Here is a 24160-nt window from a genome sequence, read left to right as displayed (position 1 = left end):
TAATTAGTTGAGGTTTTACCCAAATAATTAAACTAGAATACCTTCTAGGGGATTAATTTTCTATGGTTATTAGTAACTTTTTTGTTTAAAAATGTTAAGTGCGAGCATTTCCTGATCTAGCAACGTTTGCGAGTATGTTATCTATATCACATACTTACTAGCCTTAAACAAACTATGATCGATCTGGATCTCTCCAAATCCACCTGACTATTAAATGCCCAGATTGTGCAGCTAAGGGAAGAAAGAGTATAAAAGTTGATCTGATACTTAAAAGGAACGCCGAGCAATGGCAAGTAGCATTTTAGAACGTAATAATGTCCAAGTATTGGGTGAAGGCAGTCAGACTATCATCTTTGCACACGGTTTTGGCTCAGATCAAACCGCTTGGCGACATCAAGTAGCGGCGTTTGCGCCTAATTTTCGCATTGTCATGTTTGATCATGTAGGTGCAGGGAAATCAGATTTTTCTGCTTATAGTCCACGCCGTTACAGTAGCGCCCATAGCTATGCTGAAGATTTACTAGATATCTGCAATGAGTTGAAGCTGAAAAAAACAATTTTAGTTGGTCATTCTGTTAGTGGAATGGTAAGCTTGTTAGCTGCATTAGTAGAGCCAGAGTGCTTTAGTCAACTAATATTTGTTAGTGCATCTCCTCGTTATCTTAATGATGTGGGATATATTGGTGGGTTTGAGCAAGCTGACTTAGATGTACTTTACGCAGCAATGGGATCTAACTATTATGCTTGGGCAAGTGGATTTGCTCCTTTAGTAGTAGGCGATCCAAATCAACCTGAGTTAGCTACTGAATTTGCTAATACTCTCTCAGCTATTCGTCCCGATATTGCCCAGGCTGTTGCTCGGATAATTTTTCAGTCTGACCACCGCGCTGATTTACCAAAATTAAAAATACCTACTGTAATTTTACAGTCGAATAATGATATTGCCGTACCGCTTGAAGTAGGTCAGTATATGAAAGAGCATATACCTGGTAGTAAGTTAATCTCTCTTAATGCCCAAGGACATTTACCTCATTTAAGTTCGCCTGAAGAAGTTACCAGTGCGATCGCCTCATGTATCGCAGTTTAATCTCAAAATATCTAGATTCAAATTTACCACGACCTCATCCTAACCGACTGCCTACATTTGAACCCGTTTTATTAGGATTAACTCTCTTATTTGTCGGGTTGGGTTGGCTGGATAGATGGGGGTTTTTGCATATTCTCGCATTAGTGCTGTTGACATATTCGATTATGTCGCCTGCACTAACTAAGTTAGTCGCACCTTTATTAGGACTTTTCACCTTATTAATAGGAATAATACATTTTGATGGGTTACTGATTAACCAGTCCCTAGAAATAGGTGCTGTTGCTGTATTAGGTAATTTTATTCGGAAATTTTTGCTTGGTATAGAGTGGCGGTTGGCTTCTCAAACTGTTTTGGCTCAATTGACGCAGGCAGATACAACAGCCGATGGTGTACTTAATCAAGCTGTAACATTATTACGTGAGTATACTTGTGCTGATGCGGCGATCGCACTACGTCAACTTGATGAATATACCGCCGAAGCTTTAGTATGCTTACCTAAAAATGCCTTACCAAATTCTCTCACAAATCCAAAACTTTTCGCCGAAGCGATCGCACAAAATCGCTGTCTTTATTACGAAGATTATCCCAATGCTGCTACAGCTTCCCATATCTTAGTAGCTAAAGGAGCTAAATCAGTGGCTGTGCTTCCCCTGCAAAACTCGGAAAATTCCAATAATTTAGGGGAAGTGCGGGGGGCAATTTTATTAATTTGGCATCAACAAACTCAGATTTCTTCCTACTTACAACAATTTGTTGAATCGCTACTCGGAAAATTACGCACACTTTTACAGTTTAGAGATACCATATTACGCCTCGATCAAGTACAAGCACGTTTTAGCGCAATATTAGAAACAATCCATCAAGGCGTAGTATTTGTTGATGAAAGTGGCGAACAAGGTTGGATCAATCAAGCTGCTTCTCAACAACTAAAATTACCTGCTGGATTAGTTGAACCAGCTTTAATTGCTCAAGCAATGGCAATGCTACGCAATACGGCTGATAATCAACAAGAAATTATCACACAGGGAGCTAAATTATTTACCCAAGCTAATGCCGAAATTCGCAACTGGAACTGGGTTTTCTCTCAACCACAGCCAAAAGTATTAAGTATTTCTAGTACAGCTACCAGAGTACATGATGTGCCTGGTAGATTGTGGTTGTTTGATGATATTACGGAAAGATATTTTGCTCAAAAAGCTTTCTTAGAACGCACTCAAGAATTATTCGATACAAATCAAGAACTATCAAAAGCTAAAGCTGCTGCGGAAGAAGCAACTCGTGTTAAAAGCCAATTTTTGGCTAATATGAGCCACGAAATTCGGACACCGATGAATGCAATTATCGGGATGACGGGTTTATTATTAAATACCGAATTAACACCGCTACAACGTGATTTTGTTGAAACAACTCAGACGAGCAGCGATGCTCTATTAACAATCATCAATGATATTCTCGATTTATCAAAAATAGAGTCAGGAAAACTAGAATTAGAAAATTATTCATTTAATCTCAGAACTTGTATTGAAGAAGCTCTAGATCTATTAACTCCTAAAGCTGCGGGAAAAAACATTGAATTAGTTTGCTTAATCTCTCCTCAAGTTCCCATAATTATTTGGGGAGATAGTACTCGGCTACGCCAAATATTAGTTAACTTGCTTAGTAATGCCATTAAATTTACCGAAAAAGGCGAAATATTATTGAGCGTTAATGCTCAAGAATTTGAGAAAAATAAAAAGTTATCAAAAAAATTAGACAATAACTTAAACAGACAGATTTCAATTCAATTTGCTGTTAAAGACTCAGGTATTGGTATTCCAGCAGATAGAATGGATCGTTTGTTTAAATCTTTCAGCCAAGTTGATTCTTCAACCACTCGTCACTATGGCGGTACTGGCTTAGGTTTAGCGATTAGCAAGCAACTTAGCGAAATGATGGGTGGTCAAATGTGGGTAGAAAGTGGTGGAGTAATTGCCGGAATTCCACCCCAGGAATGGCAGCCTGTTAGTAATAATTTGTTAGAGCAAATCAACAAAGAAAATTTTTATACTAAGTCAAACTTAAATCAAAATGTTAATGAAATTTTTCTAGATGCTACCCAGTTGCAACTTGCAAATTCTCCAAGTGGCTCGACTTTTTACTTTACTATTATAGCCGAAGCTGAAGCTAATACTTTAGCAGTTGATTTGGTAAATTCTAATAGTGACTTAAAAGGTAAACGATTACTGATTGTTGATGATAACACTACAAATAGGCAAATTTTAGTATTGCAAGCACAGTCATGGGGAATGCTTAGTTATAGCTTAGAATCAGGTGCTAAAACTTTGGAATTTTTAAAACAAGGGGAAGTCTTTGATCTGGCTATTCTCGATATGCAAATGCCAGATATGGACGGTTTAACTTTAGGGAAAGAAATCCGCAAATTATCTGCTTATAAAAAATTACCATTAGTGATGCTGACATCTCTAAATGGCTCTGAAAGTCCTAATTATCAAAAAGTAGATTTTGCGGCTTTTCTGACTAAGCCTGTTAAACAATCTCATCTTTATAATTTATTAATTCATATTCTTAGCGAACAGCCAGTCCAAGTCAAGTCTTCCCGCACTGCTGCACCTAAGATTAATCAACACTTAGCTGAAGAGTTACCCTTAAGAATTTTATTAACTGAGGATAATGTAGTAAATCAAAAAGTTGCTTTACATATCCTTAAACGCATGGGTTATGAAGCAGATATAGCTAATAATGGATTAGAGGCATTAGTAGCACTACGTCGTCAGTCTTATGATGTGGTATTAATGGATATGCAGATGCCTGAGATGGATGGTTTAACAGCAACTCGGCAGATTTGTCAAGAATGGTCATCTGAGGAACGTCCGCGTATTATTGCGATGACGGCTAATGCGATGCAAGGCGATCGCGAACTGTGTTTAAATGCAGGGATGGATGACTATGTTAGTAAGCCAATTCGGGTAGATGTATTAATCGAAGCTTTGAGCAAGTGTCAACCAAAAGTAAAAACTAATTCCTTCGTATTGACTTCCCAAGATAATAATGAAGGAAATAATGAAGATATAAAAACACAAAATTCAAGTCAGGCGTTAGCATCTAGCGATGCGATTGATACAAAGGTATTGCAATCATTTCGGGAGATGGTAGGTGAAGATGCTGAGGCATTTTTAGCTGAGATGATTGATTGTTACCTTGAAGATACACCTAAACTTTTAAAAGACATTAATCAAGCAATTATAGAAGCAAATGCTCCTAATTTACGACGAGCAGCCCACACGCTGAAGTCGAGTAGTATAACTCTAGGGGCGAAGAATTTAGCTTCTTTATGTAAAGAGATAGAAGCGATCGCTAAAAATGGGCATACTGAGAGTGGGTTAGCTTACTCACAAATTAAATGTGAGTATGAAAAAGTTAGAGAAGCCTTGTTAGCAATTAGCAATTAACAATTATTCCCTTCTCTCTCCTCCCTCATCTCACAATTAATGCCAAACCTGGGCGCGATCGTAACTGCTGACGATCCAGATGGCTATCAGTGATACATATCAATGCTATTTAGTATTAACTCTAAATATAATTAGAAGCCTAAGCTATAAATAGCAGACTACAGGAATTGAAAATTACTCTAAGTAAGTATAACCACTTATGAAGCTTACTTCTACAGACAGAAATACTCCCCTCATTTTGGTAGTAGATGACGACAAGTTTATGCGCCTTCAACTGCGCCGAGCAATGGAACAAGTAGGTTATCAAGTCGTAGAGGCAAATAACGGGGCTGAAGGTTTAACAGCTTACGAAAATTTACAGCCAGATATAGTACTGCTAGATGCGATCATGCCATTAATGGATGGCTTTACTTGTTGTGAAAAACTGCGGACTCTCTATCATCAGGAAATAGCTACACCTACACCTGTATTAATGATTACAGCACTTGACGATCAAGAGTCAGTTGATCGAGCTTTTGATGCAGGTGCTAATGATTATATTACTAAACCGATTCATTGGGCAGTACTGCGACAGCGTGTGCGGCGTATGCTTCAAGAAAACCGCGCCCTTGAAGAACTTAAACAACAAACTGAGCAAACACGACTGCGTGAAGAGCAATTGAGACTCGCTTTAGATGCAGCGCAGATGAGTACTTGGGAATGGCGTATTCCAAGTAACTTAAGTAATAGTTTTGATTCCTATCAAGAATTACTGCTCAATGTTCATCCTGAAGACCACGAATTAGTTAGACGAGCATTCATTGATGCACTTGAGCAGGATCAGGACTACCAAGTAGAATTTAGAGTTATTGATGCTGATAGCAAGATTAATTGGGTAGCTAAAAAAGGGCGTGTATTTCGCGATCGCGTAGCGACTCCGCAGGAGTATCACACTGGTTCGGTAGTACGCTTAACTGGTGTACAAATGGATATTACTGAACGCAAACAAAATGAGGAAGCATTAAGGCAAAGCGAGGCAAGGTTTCGCACAATTGTTGATACATCTCAAGAAGGTATTTGGTTAATTGATATTAATGCTAATACTACTTATGTCAACCAGCGCATGGCTCAAATGCTGGGTTATACAGTAACAGAAATGCTCGGTCGTTCACTGTTTGACTTTATGGATGCAATTGAACGTGCCGAAGCAATAAACAACTTTGCACGTCGTAAACAGGGAGTTAATGAGCAGCATGATTTTCGGTTTTTACGAAAAGACGGCTCAGAACTGTGGACAATTATTTCCACAACTGCACTATTTGATCAAAATGGTCAATTTCTAAGTGCGTTGGGAATGCTGACTGATATTACTGAACGCAAACGTTCAGAAAAAAAATTCAGGAACAAGCAGCATTACTAGATATAGCTACCGATGCAATTATTGTTCAAAATCTAGACAACGATATTTTATTTTGGAATAAAAGTGCTGAACGTTTATATAACTGGAAGGTAGAAGAAGTTTTAGGACAAAAAATAGATAATTTGCTATTTCCACCAAATTCATCCTCAATGCAAACAGCACTAAAACATCTTTTTGAGGCAAATGAATGGCAGGGTGAGTTAAACCAAATTACTAAAAATAATCAAAAATTGATTGTTGAAAGTCGTTGGACTTTAGTACGGGATGCCGAAAATCAACCAAATTCCATTTTAATTGTCAATACCGACATTACAGAAAAGAAAAAACTAGAGTTGCAATTTTTGAGAACACAACGGCTAGAGAGTTTAGGCACACTCGCGGGTGGAATTGCCCATGATTTAAATAATGTTTTAGCACCAATTTTGTTAGCAGTAGAAATTCTACGAGCAAAACTACAAGATGAACGCAGCCTCAAGTTAATGTCTATACTTGAAACAAATGTTAAACGGGGTTCTGATTTAGTTAAGCAGGTGCTATCATTTGCTAGAGGAATTGAGGGAGAACGTACTAATATTCAACTAGCACATTTAATTTCCGAAATTCAAAAAATTGCTACAGAAACATTTCCTAAATCTATCAATATTCGTAGTAATATACAAACTAATCAACTCTGGATTGTATCTGGAGATGCTACCCAACTTCATCAAATTATTCTCAATCTTTGCGTTAATGCCCGCGATGCTATGAGTGATGGCGGGACTTTAACAATTTCGGCTCAGAACATAGTACTTGATAACAACTCTACAATACTCAATCCAGAAGCCAAAGTTGGACGATATATTTTACTTACTATTGCGGATACTGGGTACGGAATTGAACCAGAAATATTAGATCGTATATTTGAGCCATTTTTTACTACAAAAGATATTGGCAAAGGAACAGGGCTTGGTCTTTCTACAGTATTAGGAATTATTAAAAGTCACGGTGGTTTTATAAATGTATCTAGCCAAGTTGGCAAAGGTAGCGAATTTCAAGTTTATTTGCCTGCTATAGATATAACTGAAAGCAAAAAAGCTCCAGAGAATATCACACCAATGTTAAGCGGAAATGGAGAATTAATTTTAGTTGTTGATGATGAACCTGGAATTTGTGAATTCGTATGTGCAACTCTAGAATTGTATAACTACAAAGTGGTGACAGCTAGTGATGGCATTGAGGCGATCGCCATATACGCCCAGCAAAAACAAGATATTAGTGCGGTTCTACTAGATATGATGATGCCAAATATGGATGGTATCACGACTATACGCACATTCAAAAGACTGAATTCGCAAATCAAAATAATTGCTACCAGTGGCTTTGTTGGTAACGATAAAATTGCTGAACTTGCGCGTACAGGAGTTAAAACATTTTTAGCCAAACCCTATAATACAGAGCAATTGTTAAAAATGTTACATACACTTTTAAATTAAAATTCTCTGTATTAATTCTGCCAGTGTATTCTACGCTACAGACGGAAGTGAGTAAATATATTTTTTAGCTTAAACTAGGAGCACACTGGAAATTCTGCACCAGTTGTGCAAATAATCATCAATGAATTTCCCCGAAACCAACCTGTCTAAATTTCACTGCGATGTCTTACAGCAAACTCAATTAGGTAAGCTGTGCGGTAAAAATGAGTTATTTCGCGATCGCTATGAAATCCTACGGATGCTAGGTAGAGGTGGTTTTGGCGTTACTTTTGTAGCTAAAGACGTTTATTTGCCTGGTCAATCTCTATGCGTAATTAAACTACTATACCCAAAGGTAGAAGACCTAGCCACAAGAGGAATTGCTCGTCAGCGATTTGAGCGGGAAGCAAGAATGCTGGCTAAATTGGGTAGTCATTCTCAAATTCCCATGCTGCTAGATTATTTCGTGATTGAGGGGGAATTTTATTTAGTTCAAGAATACATACATGGTCCTACCCTGGCTCGGTTAGTCAGACGTTATGGCGTGCAGTCAGAAACACAAGTGAGAGAATTTTTGTGGGAAATGCTGCACGTTTTAGATTACATCCACCGCAATCAAGTAATTCATCGTGATATTAAACCTCAGAACATTATCAAGTGTCAGGATGATGGCAGGCTAGTACTAATTGATTTTGGTGCTGTCAAAGAAGAAATTGCCCAGCTTAGTGAAATAGGAGATAAAACACCAGCAACTCATTTTATCGGGACTCTAGGGTTTGCACCGCCAGAACAATTTTCACTTTCTACAGTTTACGCCAGCGATATTTATGCTTTGGGGGTTACTTGTATTTATTTGTTAACCCGTAAAGCCCCACTTAATTTGCAGTGCGATCGCGCTACAGGCGAAATTTATTGGCAACACCAAGCACAAGTTAGCTACTATTTTGGGCGAATCATCGACAAAATGGTAAAAATTTCTTTAGAAGATCGCTATCAAGCCGCTAGAGAGATTTTAAGAGAGTTAGTTATCACGTCAAACCAAGAAGATTTAGCTGAATATCTCACTCTTCAGCCTCGAATGGAAGATGATTCACTTGATGACGACGAAGTAGCACAATATTTACCTCCTGCAACTCGCACTGCGATCGCGATTCGAGAATGGAAAGCCCGTAAAGATGCTAAACAGCAGCATCAAAACTTGAACCATCAGATTTTATCTGACGACTTTTAGCATTTGTGACACGCGGGCAAGATGCCCGCACTAGCTATACCGACGAATGCGATCGCGTAGCGACTCCGCAGGAGTATCGCACTCAGCACATTTGAGCGACTAGACATCAAACCAATCCTATGCGCTATCTAAATATGAGGTAGAAACTTTGGTTGTGCTGGTTGTGCTGGTTGTGTTGCTTGCGCTGGTTGTGCTGGTTTTTCAGAACGCAAATCTTGATAAAAAGCTAAAACTTTCTGAGTATATGGTGCAGTTTCATTACTGCTGTAGCGCGTAGGATCGCCAGTCATCCACCAAGCCGCCGCACGTTGTACAGCCAAAGATTCATTTTTATCACTATTACGATACTCATCCCGCAGCACATCTCGCATTACACATACCAGGATGTAACGTGCCGTTACAGGACTATTAGCAAATTGCGATGGTGTCAGAGCGCGTCCGGTACATTGTTGAGACCATCGGGGAATATTATCTGACATAACTTGCCATTCACCGTAAAGCCCATCATTCTCTTTTCCTGTCTTCGGTGCTGCCATTCGCAACGCTTCCACAAGTGCGCTTACTTGAGTATCGGCAACTTGTACCGAACTTGCCGCAACTCGTGGCGCTGGTGGCTGTGGGGGTCGCGCCTGGGTAACAGGTTTAGTATTAGTAGATGTTGAGCTTGAGCTTGAGGCAGTTACACCTGAGCGCTGTTTTTGGTAAAAGTCCAGAACTTTTTGAGTATAGGTATTAGTAGTACCACTATTGTAAAAATTGGGATTGCCAGTCATCCACCAAGAAGCAGCGCGTCTAACTGCTAAAGATTCATTATTACCACTAGCTTTATACTCCTCTTGCATAATATTACGCATTACACAAACAAGTACTTGCCTTGCTGTGGCAGTGTTTGATTCAAATTCGGGTATAGTCATTTCTCGCCCAATACAGCGTTTAGACCAGCGCGGAATATTTCCTGGTTTAATTTGCCAGTCGCTATACAGTCCATCATCGACTTTGCCAGTTTTTGGCGCTGCTTGCCGTAATGCTTCTACAAGCGCCCCTACCTGAGTATCAGCAACCTGTGCTTTAACTGGCAGTGCTGATAGCCCGATGCTGGCAATGAGAATGCCTAACATTAATCGCATGGATTGCCTCCAAACTGAAATTGCCACTAATTTTTCATATTAATTGCTAATTTCAAAATGAGCATTTATACTCTGACGAGAGGATAGAGGAGAGAAAAGAGAGGGGAGAGGGGAGAGGAGGGAATAATTGTTAATTGCTAATTGATAAACGCTGAAACTTAACTTTTAACCCATCAACTGGGTGCAGTGTTGGTACAGCATCAAGAGTTAAATTTTGTTTTGGCAGCAGTTCCCAAGTGTAATTTCGTATTAAATGTGCCGCCACAATCTTCATTTCCAACTGCGCGAAAGCTACCCCTAAACAATTACGGGAACCGCCCCCAAAACCAACTAAGATAAAATCTTGTTTTTTATGTTCCGCTCGACTTGGACTAAAACGTTCTGGATCAAAACAATCTGGCTTTGTGTATATACCGCTATCTAAATGGGTATCGGTTATACGATACAAAACCTGCCAGCCTTTAGGGACATAGTAACCTTGAAATTCAAATTCTTCGACGACACCACGAAAACCACCACCAACTGGAGGATACATTCGTTCTACTTCCTTTAGCACCTGCTCCAGATAAGTCATTTGTCTAACTTGTTCTAGAGTCAATTCCTCATTTGTTGCTAACTGCTGTTGTTCGCTACGTGCTTTGGCTAACACCTCTGGGTGTTGTGCTAAAGCCATACACAGCGAAGTCAGCATAGATGTAGTAGTTTCGTGACCTGCAAACAGCATGAGTAAAGCCTGCGCTTTTAGTTCTTCCATACTCAAACTGTTTCCGTCTTCGTCACGACTTTGAACTAGCAGCCCCAAAGCATCTTGTGCAGGCTGTTGTTGTCGATGTCGCACTGCTTGCTCAATATGTGCCAGTATCTGATCTCGTGCTTGCAGCGCCTTACCATAGCTTGTCCAACGCCACCGCAGGGGTATAGCAAGTAAGCCATTTGTCAAATAGTGAAATAACTCACTGAGGTAAGCTGTCTGCGCTCCTGGTTCACTGCCAATTAGCAATGCACTAGCAATTTCAAATGTTAATTGTTTAAATTCACTAAACCAAGTAAATGTTCCTAATTGCTCCCACTTTTCTAAATAATTAATAGTAAGGCGCTCCATCGTGCCTACATAATTACTTAAAGCCTTGCCATGAAAAGCTGGCATTAATAATTTGCGATTTCTTTGATGTTCAGCACCTTCTTGAACAAATAGCGATCCTCCCAATAGTTCTTTGAAGGTATTGGGCCATCCTTCACGCCAAGAAAAGCGGTGCATATCGCTAGATAAAATAAAGCGATTAGCCTCAGCACCGCTCATAATCACTGTGGGACGACCGATAATGTGAGTCTTAAAAATTGACCCGTATTGCTTTCGGCGTTTAGTGACAAAATCTGGATCGCGCAAAAAGCTAATTGTTTCGCCAATTAAAGGTAAACCAAAGCTACCAGGAGGTAAAGACTTTGATGCGTAGGCGCAGCCCGTCGTAGACATCGCATCAGGATTTATAGCCATAAAATCATGACCCCATACAACTACTTAACATTTTGACGAGATGTAAAATTTGTTGGAGAAATGCTTTTAAGCACATCGCACCATTCTTAATTTTTAAGCGTTCAAACAACTTTAAGAATTAACCCCTCACGAGCTAATACTGCGGTTGGACAGACAGCTAAAACTTCTGATTGCAACTTATCCATAAACTCATCATTATGGTTAGGCTCATGGTGGAAAATTACAGGCTGCTTCACATTAGCAACCTCAGCTATTTTCAATGCTTGCTGCCAAGTAGAGTGACCCCAGCCTACTTTAGGTGACTTAGGGTTTTGATATTCATCATCTGTGTACATCGAATCATAAATCAGCACATCAGCCTCACGTGCCAAATACAGCACATTTTCATCCATGCGATCGGGCAAATGTTCTGTATCTGTACAATAAAAAACACTATGACCTTGCCAAGTTACCCGATATCCAATTGCTCCATTGGGATGATTAAGTGCAGCAGTTTCAATAGTAATATCGTCGATATTAAAAATATCTCCATAAGTCAATTCATAGAACTTGAGGTCAGCCTTAATCTGCGGTTCTGGAATCAACGAGTCTATATGTAAGACGTTATCCCAAAAATGCTGTTGCATTGATTCTATTCCTGGTGGCAATAATCCATGAATATGTAATAAATTCCCTGGAATAAAGGCAGGACTAAAAAACGGCACTCCCTGGATATGATCCCAGTGATAGTGGGTAAAAAACATATATGCTTCTAAAGGCTGCTGTTGCTCAATACTTCTACCAAGTACCCGCAACCCTGTACCACCATCAAAGATCAGGCGTTTACCACCCACGCGCATTTCTACACAGGAAGTATTTCCGCCATAACGAACTGTTTCATTTCCAGGGCAAGGAATGCTACCGCGTACACCCCAGAATTGCACAACAAACTCAGAGTCAGGATTTATTTCCATTTAGCACTTCAAGCCTTTAATACACCACATTGACCCTGTTGCCGTAACAGATGATCGCACAGTACTAAAGCAACCATTGCTTCTACCATAGGCACGGCTCTAGGCAGAACGCAAGGATCGTGGCGACCTTTACCAGCTAGTAAAGTTTCTTCACCTGTCAAGGTAACGGTACGCTGTTCTTTACGAATTGTGGCAGTAGGTTTAAATGCCACTCGTAAAATAATATTTTCTCCGTTAGAGATGCCTCCCTGGATACCGCCAGAGCGATTAGTTACTGTGCGAATTTCGCCGTTCTCATCAGTGTAAAATTCATCATTATGCTCACTGCCAGTTAGCAGAGTGCCAGCAAAACCAGAGCCAATTTCAAATCCTTTACTTGCTGGTAATGACATAACACCTTTAGCCAGGTCTGCTTCTAGTTTATCAAATACAGGCTCGCCTAGTCCTTTGGGTATATTCCTTGCAACGCATTCCACCACACCACCAATCGAGTCGCCTTCCCGTCGTATTTGCTCGATTTTTTCAATCATCCTTTCTGCACATTCAGCATCAGGACAACGGACTATATTACTTTCTACTTGTTCCATTGTGACCAAATTTGGGTCAACAACGCCTTCTAGGTCTTTAATACGCTTAACATAGCCGATAATTTCGACACCACCAACAATTTTAAGGATTTTTTTAGCGATCGCACCTGCTGCTACCCTGCCAATTGTCTCTCTCGCCGAAGATCTACCGCCACCTTGCCAATTGCGAATTCCGTATTTAGCATCGTAAGTAGCATCGGCGTGGGAAGGACGATATTTCACCGCCATCTCATCATAATCTTGGGAGCGAGTATCTTGATTTCTCACCAAAATTGTGATGGGAGTTCCCATCGTTTTGCCCTCGAATACCCCAGACAAAATTTCACAGGTATCCGATTCTTTTCTAGGCGTAGTAATCTTACTTTGTCCTGGTCGTCTACGGTCTAATTCAACTTGAATTTCCTCAGCAGAAATTTCCAGTTGCGGTGGGCAACCATCAATCACAACTCCCACGCCACCACCGTGAGATTCGCCAAATGTAGTGATCCGAAACAGATGCCCAAAAGTATTGCCCATGATCTCAAAGAAAGCCACAAGATTAGTATCTTAACAGGAGATTTCTAGCAAAAATCCTAATTTTGGTTAATTCAAATGAAGATCTTAAGAGAATGGAGAAATCTGAAGAATGAAATACAAGATTGGAAGATATCAAGCATTCATTGGTCACAATAAAATTACTGTTTAATCGTTAAATATGCTTAATCCTACCTTTGTCTTAGCTTCAGCATCCCCAGCCCGTCGGCGTTTGTTACAAACGGCTGGAATTGAATCAGTAGTAAAAGTTAGTGATTTTGATGAATCACAAGTACAAATCAATGATCCAGGCGAATTAGTCCAAGTTTTAGCACTGCGGAAAGCCGAAACAGTTGCCGAACAATTTACAGAGGCATTAATACTAGGTTGTGATTCAGTATTAGCGGTTAACTCGGAAATTTATGGTAAACCTGAATCGCCAGAACAAGCGATCACACGTTGGCAAAAAATGCGCGGTCAAACTGGTATTCTCTACACAGGTCATGCCTTAATTGACCAACCACACAATAAAACTTTGGTCAAGTGTGGCATTACTGAAGTAAAATTTGCCAATGTGAGCGATCGCGAAATTACAGCCTACGTTGCAACAGGCGAACCCCTCAAATGCGCTGGCTGCTTTGCCCTCGAAGGAAAAGGCGGATTATTTGTCGAAAAACTTGTAGGTTGCCACACTAACGTTATTGGTCTTAGCCTTCCCTTACTCCGAAATATGCTGATAGAACTAGGTTATACCGTTACCGATTTTTGGCAATAATCTTCCTTTAGACAGTTAACAATTCCACAACTTAGGCAACTCAATCAAAACACTTACTAAAAGCGAGTAATTACGCCTGCTTTTCCTGCTTCAGGGAAAATGTAAAAAACCTATACCTGCCCCCTGCCCCTCTGCCCTAAATCCCAAATTTTTATAAAATCAAGTAAATTTTTGGTATATTCAAGGCACTTCTGGTCTAACCTTGAGCTAGCTGCATTACCGTTAATTGAGAGTAACTTTATGGCTGCAAGTGACGACTTCAAAGAATATCTCAAAGCAGGAAAGATTGTTGATGCCCTGACTCTGGCGTTAGGTGAAGCCATTGAGCTAGAAATTACTACTTGGGTGTCATCCGAATCAGCGACAGATGCTTCAGGAAGTAACAACGCAGGTCAACCTTTACCTGGTCACAGGATGAAAACTCGCATCAATATTGTAGACGGCGATATTGAAAACGAGGTAGGTAGCCAATTTTTGGGCTATGGTCCTTACACTGACCTTAAACAATTCCATTTAGAACAGGTACAAGCTGGACGGCAAGTGTTGCAGCACAACATTGCAACATTGCAACAGCTATTTACGATTATGACTAGCACCTTATCACAAGTATCCCACGCATCACGACGGCAGCAGGGAGAAAACCCACCGCTTCCCCCTTCTACTTAAAAGAAAATGTCGTCAAAACTTGTGGTAACTTACCACAAGTTTAACTAAGCTCTGCAACGTGCGAAGATGTAAGGAAATAAGTATTATGGCGGCAAGCGACGACTTTAAGGAACAACTCAAGGCAGGCAAAATAGTTGAAGCTTTGGCATTAGCACTAAGCGAAGCCATTGAGTTGCAAGTCACAACTTGGGTGTCTTCTGATCAAGAAACAGATATTAAACCAGGTCAACGCCTCCGCACACGCATTAATTTGCTGGAAGGCGATATCGAAAACGAAATTGGTAAGCAATTTATTGGCAATAGTCCTTATCGGGAATTGCGGGATTTTCACCGAGATCAGGTTAATCAAGGTCAAAAAATTATTCAGGATAACCTGAACAGCTTACAAAAATTATTTGAATTGTGGGTAAGATTGCGGTATCCAAATGCTAATTTACCGCAAATTAACGTAGACTTGCCTACTGGCGAAAGTCAACGATTGCCATCACCTCAACCAAATGTAACCACACGACCTGTTGGTATTCCACCAACTCCGGTAGCACAAGCAGAAATACTAACTCCAGAATTGTTTCCAGAACCTTCTGTAGCGCAAGCGGAAATATCAACTCCAGAATTGTTTCCAGAACCTTCTGTAGCACAGGCGGAAATATCAACTCCAGAACCAGCAGAAGCCACGCCAACAATAGAAGACGAAACAACTCCCAGTATGCTGCCTTCTGAATCAGATTTGGAGCAAGACTGGCAAAGTATATTGGCTCAACCAAGCACAACAACTCCCCTCACCAGTCAGGAACAACCCGAAGCAGCAGATATAGAATTATCGCCCTCATTAGAGCAGATTACGAACGTGACAACGGTGCGTCCACCTCGTCTTGATTCTTTGCAGCTAGGAACTCAGGAGAATATAGATTCATCTGTATTGGAACAGATCAATTCCTTGCCAACGGTGCGTCCACCTAGTTTGGATGCTTTGCATCTGGGAACACAAGAGGGGGAAGAAAATTTGCTGGAACCACACAATGAGTTAGACATTACCCCACCGCAGCCAACTTCAGAGACACTACCCGAAGAAACTGATCCAGCTTTGGATGACTGGGTTTTACAGCATCTAGAGCAAGATATAACCTCAAATAATGCTAATCAAACTACATCCAACCAAGAATTTGTCGAGGAGTGGGATGATTGGACAGAGGAAGAAAATGAATTAATTACAGCAGATGCCACTCAGTTAGATGTATTAGAGCAGGAGTTTGAGGAGGAATGGGATAATTGGGTGGATGATGAAGCCAACTTTGCTAATACAAACGTACTGATACCAGATTTAAATACGTTAGTTGAGGCAGAGTGGGAGCAATTTAAACCTGACTTTACCGAAGTATCTCCAGTAGTAGTAGAAACGCCTCAAGAGGTTGAGCCTGCTAATGATGACTGGGTAAATCACCCTGAATTAGTTGAGGAATGGGAGGCGGATAAGTTAGCAGAATCTCATCTGGTGGAGGAGTTTGAGCGTTTATCGCCCGAACCAGAAGTGTCGGAGTTTGCACGTTATTTATCTGAAGGAACGCCTACAACAGAAATAACTGAAAGTGAAGGAGATTCATTTATTATCCCTGCGGATGTTGATGATCCACCTCTTTCTAATATGGAACTAGCAGCAGAGATGCAATCTTCTCCACTTTTAACTAATCAAAATAATTCTGAAAACGATATACAGGGAGCATAAAGTCTGTGTTAGTTAGACAAAACCGAAATAATCAATCCGCAGCACCTCGAATAGAAAAAAATTTAAAGGATTTTATGAAGTCTTTAAGTGATGTGCTGTTGGATATCACTGCTTTAGAAGTTAATACAATGGTGGTGGATCAAATTACTGGGAATAAGTTTATTCCTTGGCAAGTTTATCGAGATGTTTATCCCATATCTAGACAATATCTAGAGAGAAAGGGTGTTGATGAATCTTTGCGCGATCGCTACTTGAGTTTACGCAAACAATTGGAAGTGGAATATTGTTTGTTGTTAACTGAAGAAAACCCTTCAGCGATTAGAGATACTCGCATTCTCACAGATCCATCTGCCACTTTAGATCAAATAGAGACACAACTCCCTAACCCCCTCAACCCAGGTGCTACGCCTACAGAAATTAGAGCAATTCAAGATCTACTTGAGGATGGTAGATTTTTACGGACTTTGCGTAAAATAGCAGAATTAAAAGCAGCATTAGATAATCGCAATAAAGTACTCTCTCAAAAGCCTGCTGAGGGATTAGAAGATCTTGATGACGATTTGGTAAGTGATTTAATTTATGCCCAAACTGTTATTCAACTTGATGGCGATATTATTAACCGTTTCAATAAACGATTATTTGATAGTAAATATCAAGATGTTATCCTCCAAATACATCAAGAAGGAGTAATTACTGGCGATAAGCAGTGGCGTGGACTACTTGAATTTATTGTGAATATGGTTCAATCAATGTTAGCTAGACCAGTTTCTTTTATCAAGTTACCTAAGTGAATTCATTACTAACTAAAGTGAGAAGCAGGAGGATAAAAGAAGCGCCAGCTTCTCCTTCTCGGCTCATCAAGGCATCTATCAACCTAGACAAGCAGATTCAAGTTGAAGAAGTAAAAAATGAGCAAGGTTTAATAGTATTTCGATTTATCCGCTTCAATTTGGATAAAACTTCAGTCAAGGCAATTCTAGGCGCAAAATCTAGAGGCGAAAGCCTAGAAATTTCTAAAAGTCTGCTGACTCAATTGCGATATTTTGCTTTGTCAGATGGCGAAAACAGCCAAGGTAAAAATCGCTTTCAATCGGGCTTGACTTTTTGCACTTATTATTATAAATCTGCGGAATTACAATCAGAAAACATTGTGATGCGGAGTGTGATCTCGCTGGATGGTGATATCATTCACCAAATTCAGCGTGATGCTTTGGAAACGCCTAAAAAGTGTTTAGCGATCGCCACTTCCCACTATTGGTTAATTAACCAACTGCTAAACCAACTTAGGATTACCAGTACTTTGTGGGTAAATTGGGTTTCTTGGGGAATATCATTGCTATTGGTTGCAGCAATGGTAATTCCTTACGCGGGACGTTTGATGCAAGTTAATTTCTTAACTTTGCTGATTCCATTGTTAATGTCGTGGTTATTTCAACAAGGAATTAAGCGAATACTACGTTTTACGTCTGCATCTATGGGTAGTTGGGCGTTACGTCAGTTGTTGTTGCGCTTCCTGTCGCCCAAACCCTTTGAAAAGAAAATTGCTAAATTTTTGTTAAGAAGGATAACTTAATCTTGACAAGATATTTAAGTAGATATAACGGAGACAAACTTAGTAGATTTTTTGTTGTCTCCTCTAGGATCAACACGATTAATTAGCTATGCAAAATTGACTGATGTTTAGCACAATTTCACCATGCTCTGGAATCCAAGCAACCCATTCGTCTTCGGATTGCTGACACAATAAAAGTGCTTCATCATAACTGAAGGAGTGGGGAGGATTTAGCAGTTGCACCCAGGTAGATGCTTCATACTTCTGCTCGTTTGACCAATAAAGCGCACATGAGGGAAAGAGCATAGCTTTGGAAGAATATGCTTGTACGCCGATGGGAGATTTATAAGTGTCGAGTTTCATAGTTTTGTTAGTAAATATGTAGGTATACCAGCCTCAGACTTAATGAGGCTCAATTTGAGCGACATTAATTACTGCGATTAAAAAAGCATTTCTGTTACTTATGATACAGAAATTATTTTGTTAATCAAGAGGAATTTTCATAACTTTACGTTGAATAGGTATAAAATCTCACTTTCGGCGTAAGTCCTGACCAATTTTGCATATTTGATCAGGACTTACGGAAAACTTACACTTCTTGCAGGATGCTCGCACTACATACCGGGTAAATTAAGTCGTGTTGCGCTATATGTAGTGTGAGCGTCTCGCTTACTGAGCCTGAATGCTTAAGTTTTTTGATACAGAGACGTACAATGCTACGTCTCTACATTCGGCTGATGCTAGGACAATTTTTGGATAAAAGGCGCGATCGCACCCACAAAATCCGTCGTTGACTCGTAGGGTAAAACATTGCGACCAGGAATTTTGATTCCCTCACCTGCTGATAGATACTTAAGGTAGTTAGCCAAGCGTTGATCTGGAGTTTCTCCTTTCCCAGCCTGATTAATACCGGAAGCTGTTTCTCCCATAACGACTAAAGTAGGTTGAGAGATATTAGCGATCGCTTCTGCATAATTTTGTCGCCAAAACCCCGCTAAGAAGGAAAAAACCGCATAGCGAGAATCTGGGTTTGCAGCGCCTGCCAACAGCATATCTATCCACTGTGAATCAACATCCTCAACTGAGTCAAACAATTGCCGGATCGAAAAGGATCTTAAAAACTGAGGTGTTCGGGCATAGCGATAAAACGCCGCGCCTACAGGAGAATCAAAGAATAAATTCCACAGCAATTTTTGCCGTAAAGTACTTGTAGGCTTAGTGATTAAAGACCAAGAGGGAGGACCACTTAAAACTAGCCCTTTAATTAAGTTTGGCTCTTTTTGGAGATTAATTAAGGCGATCGCAACAGGCAACAAAGCACCTTGCACCACTAAAATTACAGGCTTTTTTATCTCTGTTTGCAAAAGGTATTGTAATTGCTCTGCCCAATCATGGGGAGTATAAGCTATACGGGGGTTCTCACTCTCACCGCAGCCTAAGAGATCTGGGTTATAAATTAAGTTACTGCCACCTGTTTTGAACCATTCACTGCAAAAGCGTTCCCAAAAATGCCGAGATAACCCCACACCAATAGGATGTATTAACAACAAGGGAACCTGGGAGTTAATGGCATTAGGCGATGTATGTACCGCATAGCCACAGCGATAGTTATTCCAGGTGTAAAAATTGGACATAAATTATTTGCCATTCTCAATGATCAATCAACCAAGCTATGACTAATTTGTAAGCTCTCTAACTACATACTAATGCGTTAAAAGCCTCTGCCATTGGGCTTTTCAGCTTGTTTATTATTAGTGCTGCATAGATAGTAAGCCACATACAAATACTGAAATTTTACTATTTGTAACTATAAAAAACCGTGATCCTACGGTGATCAAAAAGGCTATACAGCCTATAAGATGGCAACAGAACTTAAGAGATTTTTGATGAAATTCCCCTCCCTAGTATTGGTAGCCAGTCTGATCTTAACTTTGATGCCCTGGAAAGCTAATGGACAGGAAATCACAGTTGAAACCAAATCCTTTGAGGAAGTAACATCGACTGTAGGCTCAGATTCACAGGCATTTCCTCAATCAACGCCGTCAAATAATATCAAATTCGATTCAGCAAACAAAAATGCTCAGAAGAAACAAACAGGTGCATACTTAGGTACAGATGTATTTCCTAACTCTGGATATATTTCTATTCCTGTACCACCCCCAGTTTCACAGTCGGCATACATTCAGCTTCCTGTACCCCCCGCAGATTCACAAGTAATTCCTCTTTCGGCTAAATTTATTTGGCCCGCTTCAGGTAAGTTAACATCCGGATATGGTCGGCGTTGGGGAAGGATGCACAAAGGAATTGATATTGCTGGGCCAATTGGCACACCAATTGTGGCGGCAGCGACTGGGGTAGTAACTAAAGCTGGTTGGGTTGCTGGCGGTTATGGCAATTTAGTAGAAATTCAGCATTTTGATGGCAGTGTGACACGCTATGGTCACAACAGCAAAGTTTTAGTGATGGTTGGTCAATCTATTGAACAGGGGCAAATGATTGCAGAAATGGGGAGTTCAGGGCGTAGTACTGGGCCACACTGTCATTTTGAAACGCTGCTGCCTGGAATGGGAGCGATTAACCCAATGATTAATTTAGCTAGTCGTTCAACAATATCTCAGGTTGGGCAGTAATTGGGTATTGGGACTGGTGAAGAGGAAAGATTTTTAAATCATCGCTATCAAACAGTGGTTATGAGCAAATTTATGGCTGATCATCTGGAAATTTGCTGCTGTTTTGAGAATCTTTAGGTACTTGATTAGGTTGATGTTTCAGCCAAAGAGCAAGATTTTGTGCTAAGTCGGTTAGGGAATCTTGCAACTGCGGGGAAACTTCTAAGGGTAAACTACCGTTGCGTAAATGTAGTTCTCGCTGGGGAAAAGGAATTTCTACATGGCGATCGCGTAAAATTTGATCAATCCGAAAGTAAAGATCGCTCTTAATTTGAAACTGTTTACGTGGTTGTGTAATCCAAACTAGCAAATTTAACATTAAAGAACTTTGCCCAAACCCTGTAAACCAAACTTGAGGCGCAGGTTCAGAGAGAATATCGGGATGTTCATTAGCTGCATCGACCAAGGCATCCTTTACAGCACTTAAGTTTGACCCATAAGCAACACGGACTGAAATCTTTAACCGTGATAAGGGACTAGGATAACTCCAATTAATTACTTCTGATTCTAAAAAGCGGGAATTAGGCACAAAAATTGATACTTGATCTAAAGTCAGAATTTCAGTACTACGCACACTAATTCGCTCTACAGTTCCCACTTTGCCAGCAACTTCAACAAAGTCTCCTACTTGAATTGGTCGCTCAAAAATAATTACTAACCCACTAACAAATTCTTTAGCAATTCCTTGTAAACCTAATCCAATACCGACTCCTAAAACACTGGCAAAGATCGTTAAAGAACTAAGATCTAGCCCCCAAACTTGTAGAAGAACTAAAGTGCCAATCGAGATTAAAGTGTAGTTAGCGATAGAAGCGACGGTTTCTTGGGAACCGCGACTCATGCCAGTCATGTGTAGAACACGCGATCGCAACACTTTTTTAAGTGTTTTAGCTAAAATTAGTAGACCAATAAACAGCCCAATTAAAAATAGAATCTGGATGAGCGAGTAAGATTTGTCCCCCAAGGGAACCATCGGCGAAGCTAGAGTAAAAATTAGGATGTCGCTGACGCTGCGGCTCCATTCCCGTGTTTGGGGAAATAAATTAGTAATATAGATAGCACTAGCAAACCAGATCAAACTCCGAATCGTCGCAATTAGAAACTTTATTCCTTGTTCAATTCCAGTATTTTTAGGGGATGTCTGTTCAGTTGTCTCTTCCTTGGGAAGCATTGGGTATAGCCAGTACATCCCGATCCAGCCAATTGCCCAACTAAATGCGATCGCTAATAGCACAGAGCCAAATGAAAGCAAAATAGCATTGCGGATATACGCGGTGGTGCGCTGTTGTTGAGCTTTTTTAATTGAAGCTTTTAGAATTCCTACCCAAATTTCCGCCTGCTTTTGCACAGTTATTCCAGGTGAAGTATCTCCCTGAGTAACTGTGAGTAAATTACGCCCCTCTAGCTGAATCACAGGTAAACCATTACGCTCAATAATATCTACTGATAAATATGGTTCACCAGTTTTAACAGTCTGCTTCAAGATAGTATCTACAATTTCAGCACGTTGTTGGGCGCTATATCCCCCTGAATCACTAACTTTAAACAACTGCCGCCCATCAAGGGTAATAGGTGCAGTTGGTTTTGTTTGGGCTGAAACTGGTAGCCATATTAAGCAAACAATTGTCAGCGCCAAGATCGCTTTCTGGAAAAATTTAGTCGGGGAACTCACCACAGTAAATGCACGGGATAACTTCGATAAGCACTGTCTCTGCTCACTATAGGAATATTCTCTACCAAACTCTGGGAAATCATCAGCCGATCAAACGGGTCTTTGTGGTGAAAAGGTAGCTTGGCTAACTCATCAAGATGTTCTGGTCGTATTTCTAGCAAATCAATGGCGTTACCATAGACCTCTCGCTTAACCAACTCAGTGAGAAGTCATCCCAAGTTCCAGCTTACCGATACTGGCTTTGATAGACATCTCCCAAAGACCAGCAATGCTCAAAAATTTCTGGTTTCCCTGCTCTTCGATCAAGTTTCTTGCTGTGTCACTCAGATTAAGGCTACCTGCGATGAACCATAAAAACGTATGAGTGTCAAGCAAGAGCCTCATGGAGTGTATTCCTCAAAATCTGCTAATGGCTCATCAAAATCATCTGACATTTTTACTAAACCCCTAGCACTGCCAAATTTGGGGCTTGATCCTACCCCGCTTAGTGGCACAATTTTAAAAGAGGTTCCATCAGAGCGCGTGATGACAACTTCTTCCCCACTTGCAGCTTCTTCAATTAAGTCTGCTAGTATAGCCGATGCTTGTTTTAAGTTAACTTGGTGCATTGATAATCTCCAGTCTAAAACTGCTCAATTCTTTAACAACCTTTATTGAAAGTTGGCGAATTATTTGGCACAGTAGTTAAAATTTCCGTTTGGGTAGAATCTACCAACTTGGTTTGTTGCTCTGCAAACATTTTTGGTTTTAAATAAAGATTCTCCAATAGCACAGCAGCACCCGCAACCCAAGGGGGAACAATTAAAGCGCCAACAATACCCAAAACTTGTGTTCCTCCCAGTACAGCTAATAGTTGATATAACGGGTGTATTTTCACAGAAGGGCCAACAAGCAGTGGATCAAGCACATAAGTTTCCACATTTTGGATAACTACGAATAACAGCAAAACCCACAAAAATGTCCAGCCTCCCAAAGAAACTGCCACAACTAAAGCCGGGACTGCACCGAGAATTGGGCCAACAAATGGGATTAAATTGGTAAAACCTGCGATCGCACCCAAAGCTAAAGCAAACTCTGATAAACCCAAAAAACTTAAACCAATAGTAATCACCACCCCTAAAATCGCAGAAACCAAAACCCGTCCCTGAATGAAATTACCCATTCTGCGACTCATCGGTTCCACCTGATCTGCCAAACGTTTATCCCAAGGTTGCGGAAACAAACTAACTAAACCGTTGATTAAATTCTCGCTACCCGCCAACATATAACCGGAAACAATTAAAGCTAATAGCAGGCTAAATAAGCCACCTAAAAGCCCCCTAGTCAAACCATAAGAACGTACTAATAATTGTTGACTCGATCCAATCAACCAACTGCTCAGACCTTGAATATCAAATATTTGCCGGATTAACTGTGGCTGCGTCATCCCCAAGCGTACTGCCAAATTTTCTGCCAAACCCCTTAGTAATTCCAAATAGAAAGGCAACTGACGGATTAAACGCTCAATTTGTGTAACTACTGGCGGACCAATTAACACTCCGAAGCCAGTTAACCCAGCTATTAAAGCTAAGTAAACACCCAAAACTGTTAACCAACGGGGGATATTCCAACGGTCAGCCGAGTCCACCACAGGGGCTAGGGCAGCCGCTAACACTACTGCAATCATCAGAATTACTAGCAGACTTCGCAACTGCCATAGCAACACCAGTAGCAATCCGGTGACTACAATTAGCAGGATGTTAGCCAGAGTTATACTTGTGCGCCGCTCTAACATAATGAAGTGCGAGTAAAAATTAGGGACTCGCACTTCA

General features: G+C 40.5%; 20 protein-coding genes and 1 pseudogene. 11 read left to right on the top strand and 10 right to left on the bottom strand.

Annotation, left to right across the window (positions count from 1 at the left end):
* The first annotated feature begins 286 nt into the window (after positions 1 to 286).
* From CRI9333_RS09385 to CRI9333_RS09365, 5 genes are all read left to right on the top strand, one after another.
* Positions 287 to 1087: an alpha/beta fold hydrolase gene (locus tag CRI9333_RS09385; RefSeq protein ID WP_015202924.1), complete on the top strand. Its 801-nt coding sequence runs from the start codon at positions 287 to 289 to the stop codon at positions 1085 to 1087.
* The gene (locus tag CRI9333_RS09380; protein WP_015202923.1) at positions 1072 to 4536 is read left to right on the top strand and encodes a response regulator; all 3465 of its coding nucleotides are present in this window, start codon (positions 1072 to 1074) and stop codon (positions 4534 to 4536) included. The genes CRI9333_RS09385 and CRI9333_RS09380 overlap by 16 nt, the downstream gene beginning before the upstream one ends.
* A gap of 199 nt (positions 4537 to 4735) precedes the next feature.
* Positions 4736 to 5935, top strand: a complete 1200-nt coding sequence (locus tag CRI9333_RS26690; protein ID WP_015202922.1) for a PAS domain S-box protein — start codon at positions 4736 to 4738, stop codon at positions 5933 to 5935.
* Positions 5911 to 7407: a hybrid sensor histidine kinase/response regulator gene (locus tag CRI9333_RS09370; protein WP_157462303.1), complete on the top strand. Its 1497-nt coding sequence runs from the start codon at positions 5911 to 5913 to the stop codon at positions 7405 to 7407. Before CRI9333_RS26690 ends, CRI9333_RS09370 begins: the two co-directional genes overlap by 25 nt.
* 121 nt (positions 7408 to 7528) lie before the next feature.
* Positions 7529 to 8617 (top strand): serine/threonine-protein kinase, encoded by a 1089-nt coding sequence (locus CRI9333_RS09365; RefSeq protein WP_015202921.1) that lies wholly within the window; start codon positions 7529 to 7531, stop codon positions 8615 to 8617.
* Positions 8618 to 8745: 128 nt separating this feature from the next.
* Here the strand turns inward: CRI9333_RS09365 and CRI9333_RS27740 are convergent, their stop codons facing one another.
* The 4 genes from CRI9333_RS27740 to aroC form a co-directional block, all read right to left on the bottom strand.
* Positions 8746 to 9744, bottom strand: coding sequence for a hypothetical protein (locus tag CRI9333_RS27740; protein WP_015202920.1), 999 nt, complete (start codon positions 9742 to 9744; stop codon positions 8746 to 8748).
* A 130-nt stretch (positions 9745 to 9874) separates the two neighbouring features.
* Positions 9875 to 11239, bottom strand: coding sequence for a cytochrome P450 (locus CRI9333_RS09350; RefSeq protein WP_015202919.1), 1365 nt, complete (start codon positions 11237 to 11239; stop codon positions 9875 to 9877).
* Positions 11240 to 11340: 101 nt separating this feature from the next.
* Complete coding sequence (locus tag CRI9333_RS09345; protein WP_015202918.1) at positions 11341 to 12192, bottom strand: MBL fold metallo-hydrolase; 852 nt, start codon at positions 12190 to 12192, stop codon at positions 11341 to 11343.
* A gap of 8 nt (positions 12193 to 12200) precedes the next feature.
* Positions 12201 to 13295 (bottom strand): chorismate synthase, encoded by a 1095-nt coding sequence (aroC, locus tag CRI9333_RS09340; RefSeq protein WP_015202917.1) that lies wholly within the window; start codon positions 13293 to 13295, stop codon positions 12201 to 12203.
* Positions 13296 to 13473: 178 nt separating this feature from the next.
* Between aroC and CRI9333_RS09335 the strand changes: the two genes are divergently transcribed.
* The 5 genes from CRI9333_RS09335 (at position 13474) to CRI9333_RS09315 (ending at position 18029) form a co-directional block, all read left to right on the top strand.
* Positions 13474 to 14067, top strand: coding sequence for a Maf family protein (locus tag CRI9333_RS09335; RefSeq protein ID WP_015202916.1), 594 nt, complete (start codon positions 13474 to 13476; stop codon positions 14065 to 14067).
* A 240-nt stretch (positions 14068 to 14307) separates the two neighbouring features.
* The gene (locus tag CRI9333_RS09330) at positions 14308 to 14733 is read left to right on the top strand and encodes a hypothetical protein (RefSeq protein WP_015202915.1); all 426 of its coding nucleotides are present in this window, start codon (positions 14308 to 14310) and stop codon (positions 14731 to 14733) included.
* Positions 14734 to 14818: 85 nt separating this feature from the next.
* Positions 14819 to 16456: a hypothetical protein gene (locus CRI9333_RS26680; RefSeq protein ID WP_015202914.1), complete on the top strand. Its 1638-nt coding sequence runs from the start codon at positions 14819 to 14821 to the stop codon at positions 16454 to 16456.
* A gap of 5 nt (positions 16457 to 16461) precedes the next feature.
* Positions 16462 to 17247 carry a hypothetical protein gene (locus CRI9333_RS09320; RefSeq protein ID WP_015202913.1) on the top strand — a complete coding sequence of 262 codons (786 nt, stop codon included), beginning with the start codon at positions 16462 to 16464 and terminating at the stop codon, positions 17245 to 17247.
* Positions 17244 to 18029 (top strand): hypothetical protein, encoded by a 786-nt coding sequence (locus tag CRI9333_RS09315; RefSeq protein ID WP_015202912.1) that lies wholly within the window; start codon positions 17244 to 17246, stop codon positions 18027 to 18029. The genes CRI9333_RS09320 and CRI9333_RS09315 overlap by 4 nt, the downstream gene beginning before the upstream one ends.
* A gap of 78 nt (positions 18030 to 18107) precedes the next feature.
* Here CRI9333_RS09315 and CRI9333_RS09310 read toward each other — a convergent pair whose 3' ends face one another.
* The gene (locus tag CRI9333_RS09310; protein WP_015202911.1) at positions 18108 to 18371 is read right to left on the bottom strand and encodes a hypothetical protein; all 264 of its coding nucleotides are present in this window, start codon (positions 18369 to 18371) and stop codon (positions 18108 to 18110) included.
* A 377-nt stretch (positions 18372 to 18748) separates the two neighbouring features.
* Positions 18749 to 19642, bottom strand: coding sequence for an alpha/beta fold hydrolase (locus tag CRI9333_RS09305; RefSeq protein ID WP_015202910.1), 894 nt, complete (start codon positions 19640 to 19642; stop codon positions 18749 to 18751).
* Between the two features lie 225 nt (positions 19643 to 19867).
* Here CRI9333_RS09305 and CRI9333_RS28535 point away from each other — a divergent pair, with 225 nt between their 5' ends.
* Positions 19868 to 20638, top strand: a complete 771-nt coding sequence (locus tag CRI9333_RS28535) for a M23 family metallopeptidase (protein ID WP_015202909.1) — start codon at positions 19868 to 19870, stop codon at positions 20636 to 20638.
* A gap of 70 nt (positions 20639 to 20708) precedes the next feature.
* On the opposite strand, the gene CRI9333_RS09295 is transcribed toward CRI9333_RS28535, so the two are convergent.
* The 4 genes and pseudogenes from CRI9333_RS09295 to CRI9333_RS09280 all read right to left on the bottom strand — a co-directional run bounded on the left by CRI9333_RS09295 (position 20709) and on the right by CRI9333_RS09280 (position 24123).
* Positions 20709 to 22349, bottom strand: a complete 1641-nt coding sequence (locus tag CRI9333_RS09295; protein WP_232229398.1) for a mechanosensitive ion channel family protein — start codon at positions 22347 to 22349, stop codon at positions 20709 to 20711.
* A pseudogene (locus CRI9333_RS28335) lies at positions 22346 to 22733 on the bottom strand (type II toxin-antitoxin system VapC family toxin). Before CRI9333_RS28335 ends, CRI9333_RS09295 begins: the two are co-directional and overlap by 4 nt.
* Positions 22730 to 22957, bottom strand: coding sequence for a type II toxin-antitoxin system Phd/YefM family antitoxin (locus tag CRI9333_RS09285; RefSeq protein ID WP_015202907.1), 228 nt, complete (start codon positions 22955 to 22957; stop codon positions 22730 to 22732). The pseudogene CRI9333_RS28335 and the gene CRI9333_RS09285 overlap by 4 nt, the downstream one beginning before the upstream one ends.
* A gap of 32 nt (positions 22958 to 22989) precedes the next feature.
* On the bottom strand, positions 22990 to 24123 hold the full coding sequence (locus CRI9333_RS09280; protein ID WP_015202906.1) for an AI-2E family transporter: 1134 nt from the start codon (positions 24121 to 24123) through the stop codon (positions 22990 to 22992).
* Positions 24124 to 24160: the final 37 nt, after the last annotated feature.

The organism is Crinalium epipsammum PCC 9333, from assembly GCF_000317495.1.
Classification (GTDB): domain Bacteria; phylum Cyanobacteriota; class Cyanobacteriia; order Cyanobacteriales; family PCC-9333; genus Crinalium; species Crinalium epipsammum.
The sequence above is the reverse complement of the archived record's forward strand: the minus strand, read 5'-3'. Positions and strand labels throughout refer to the sequence as shown.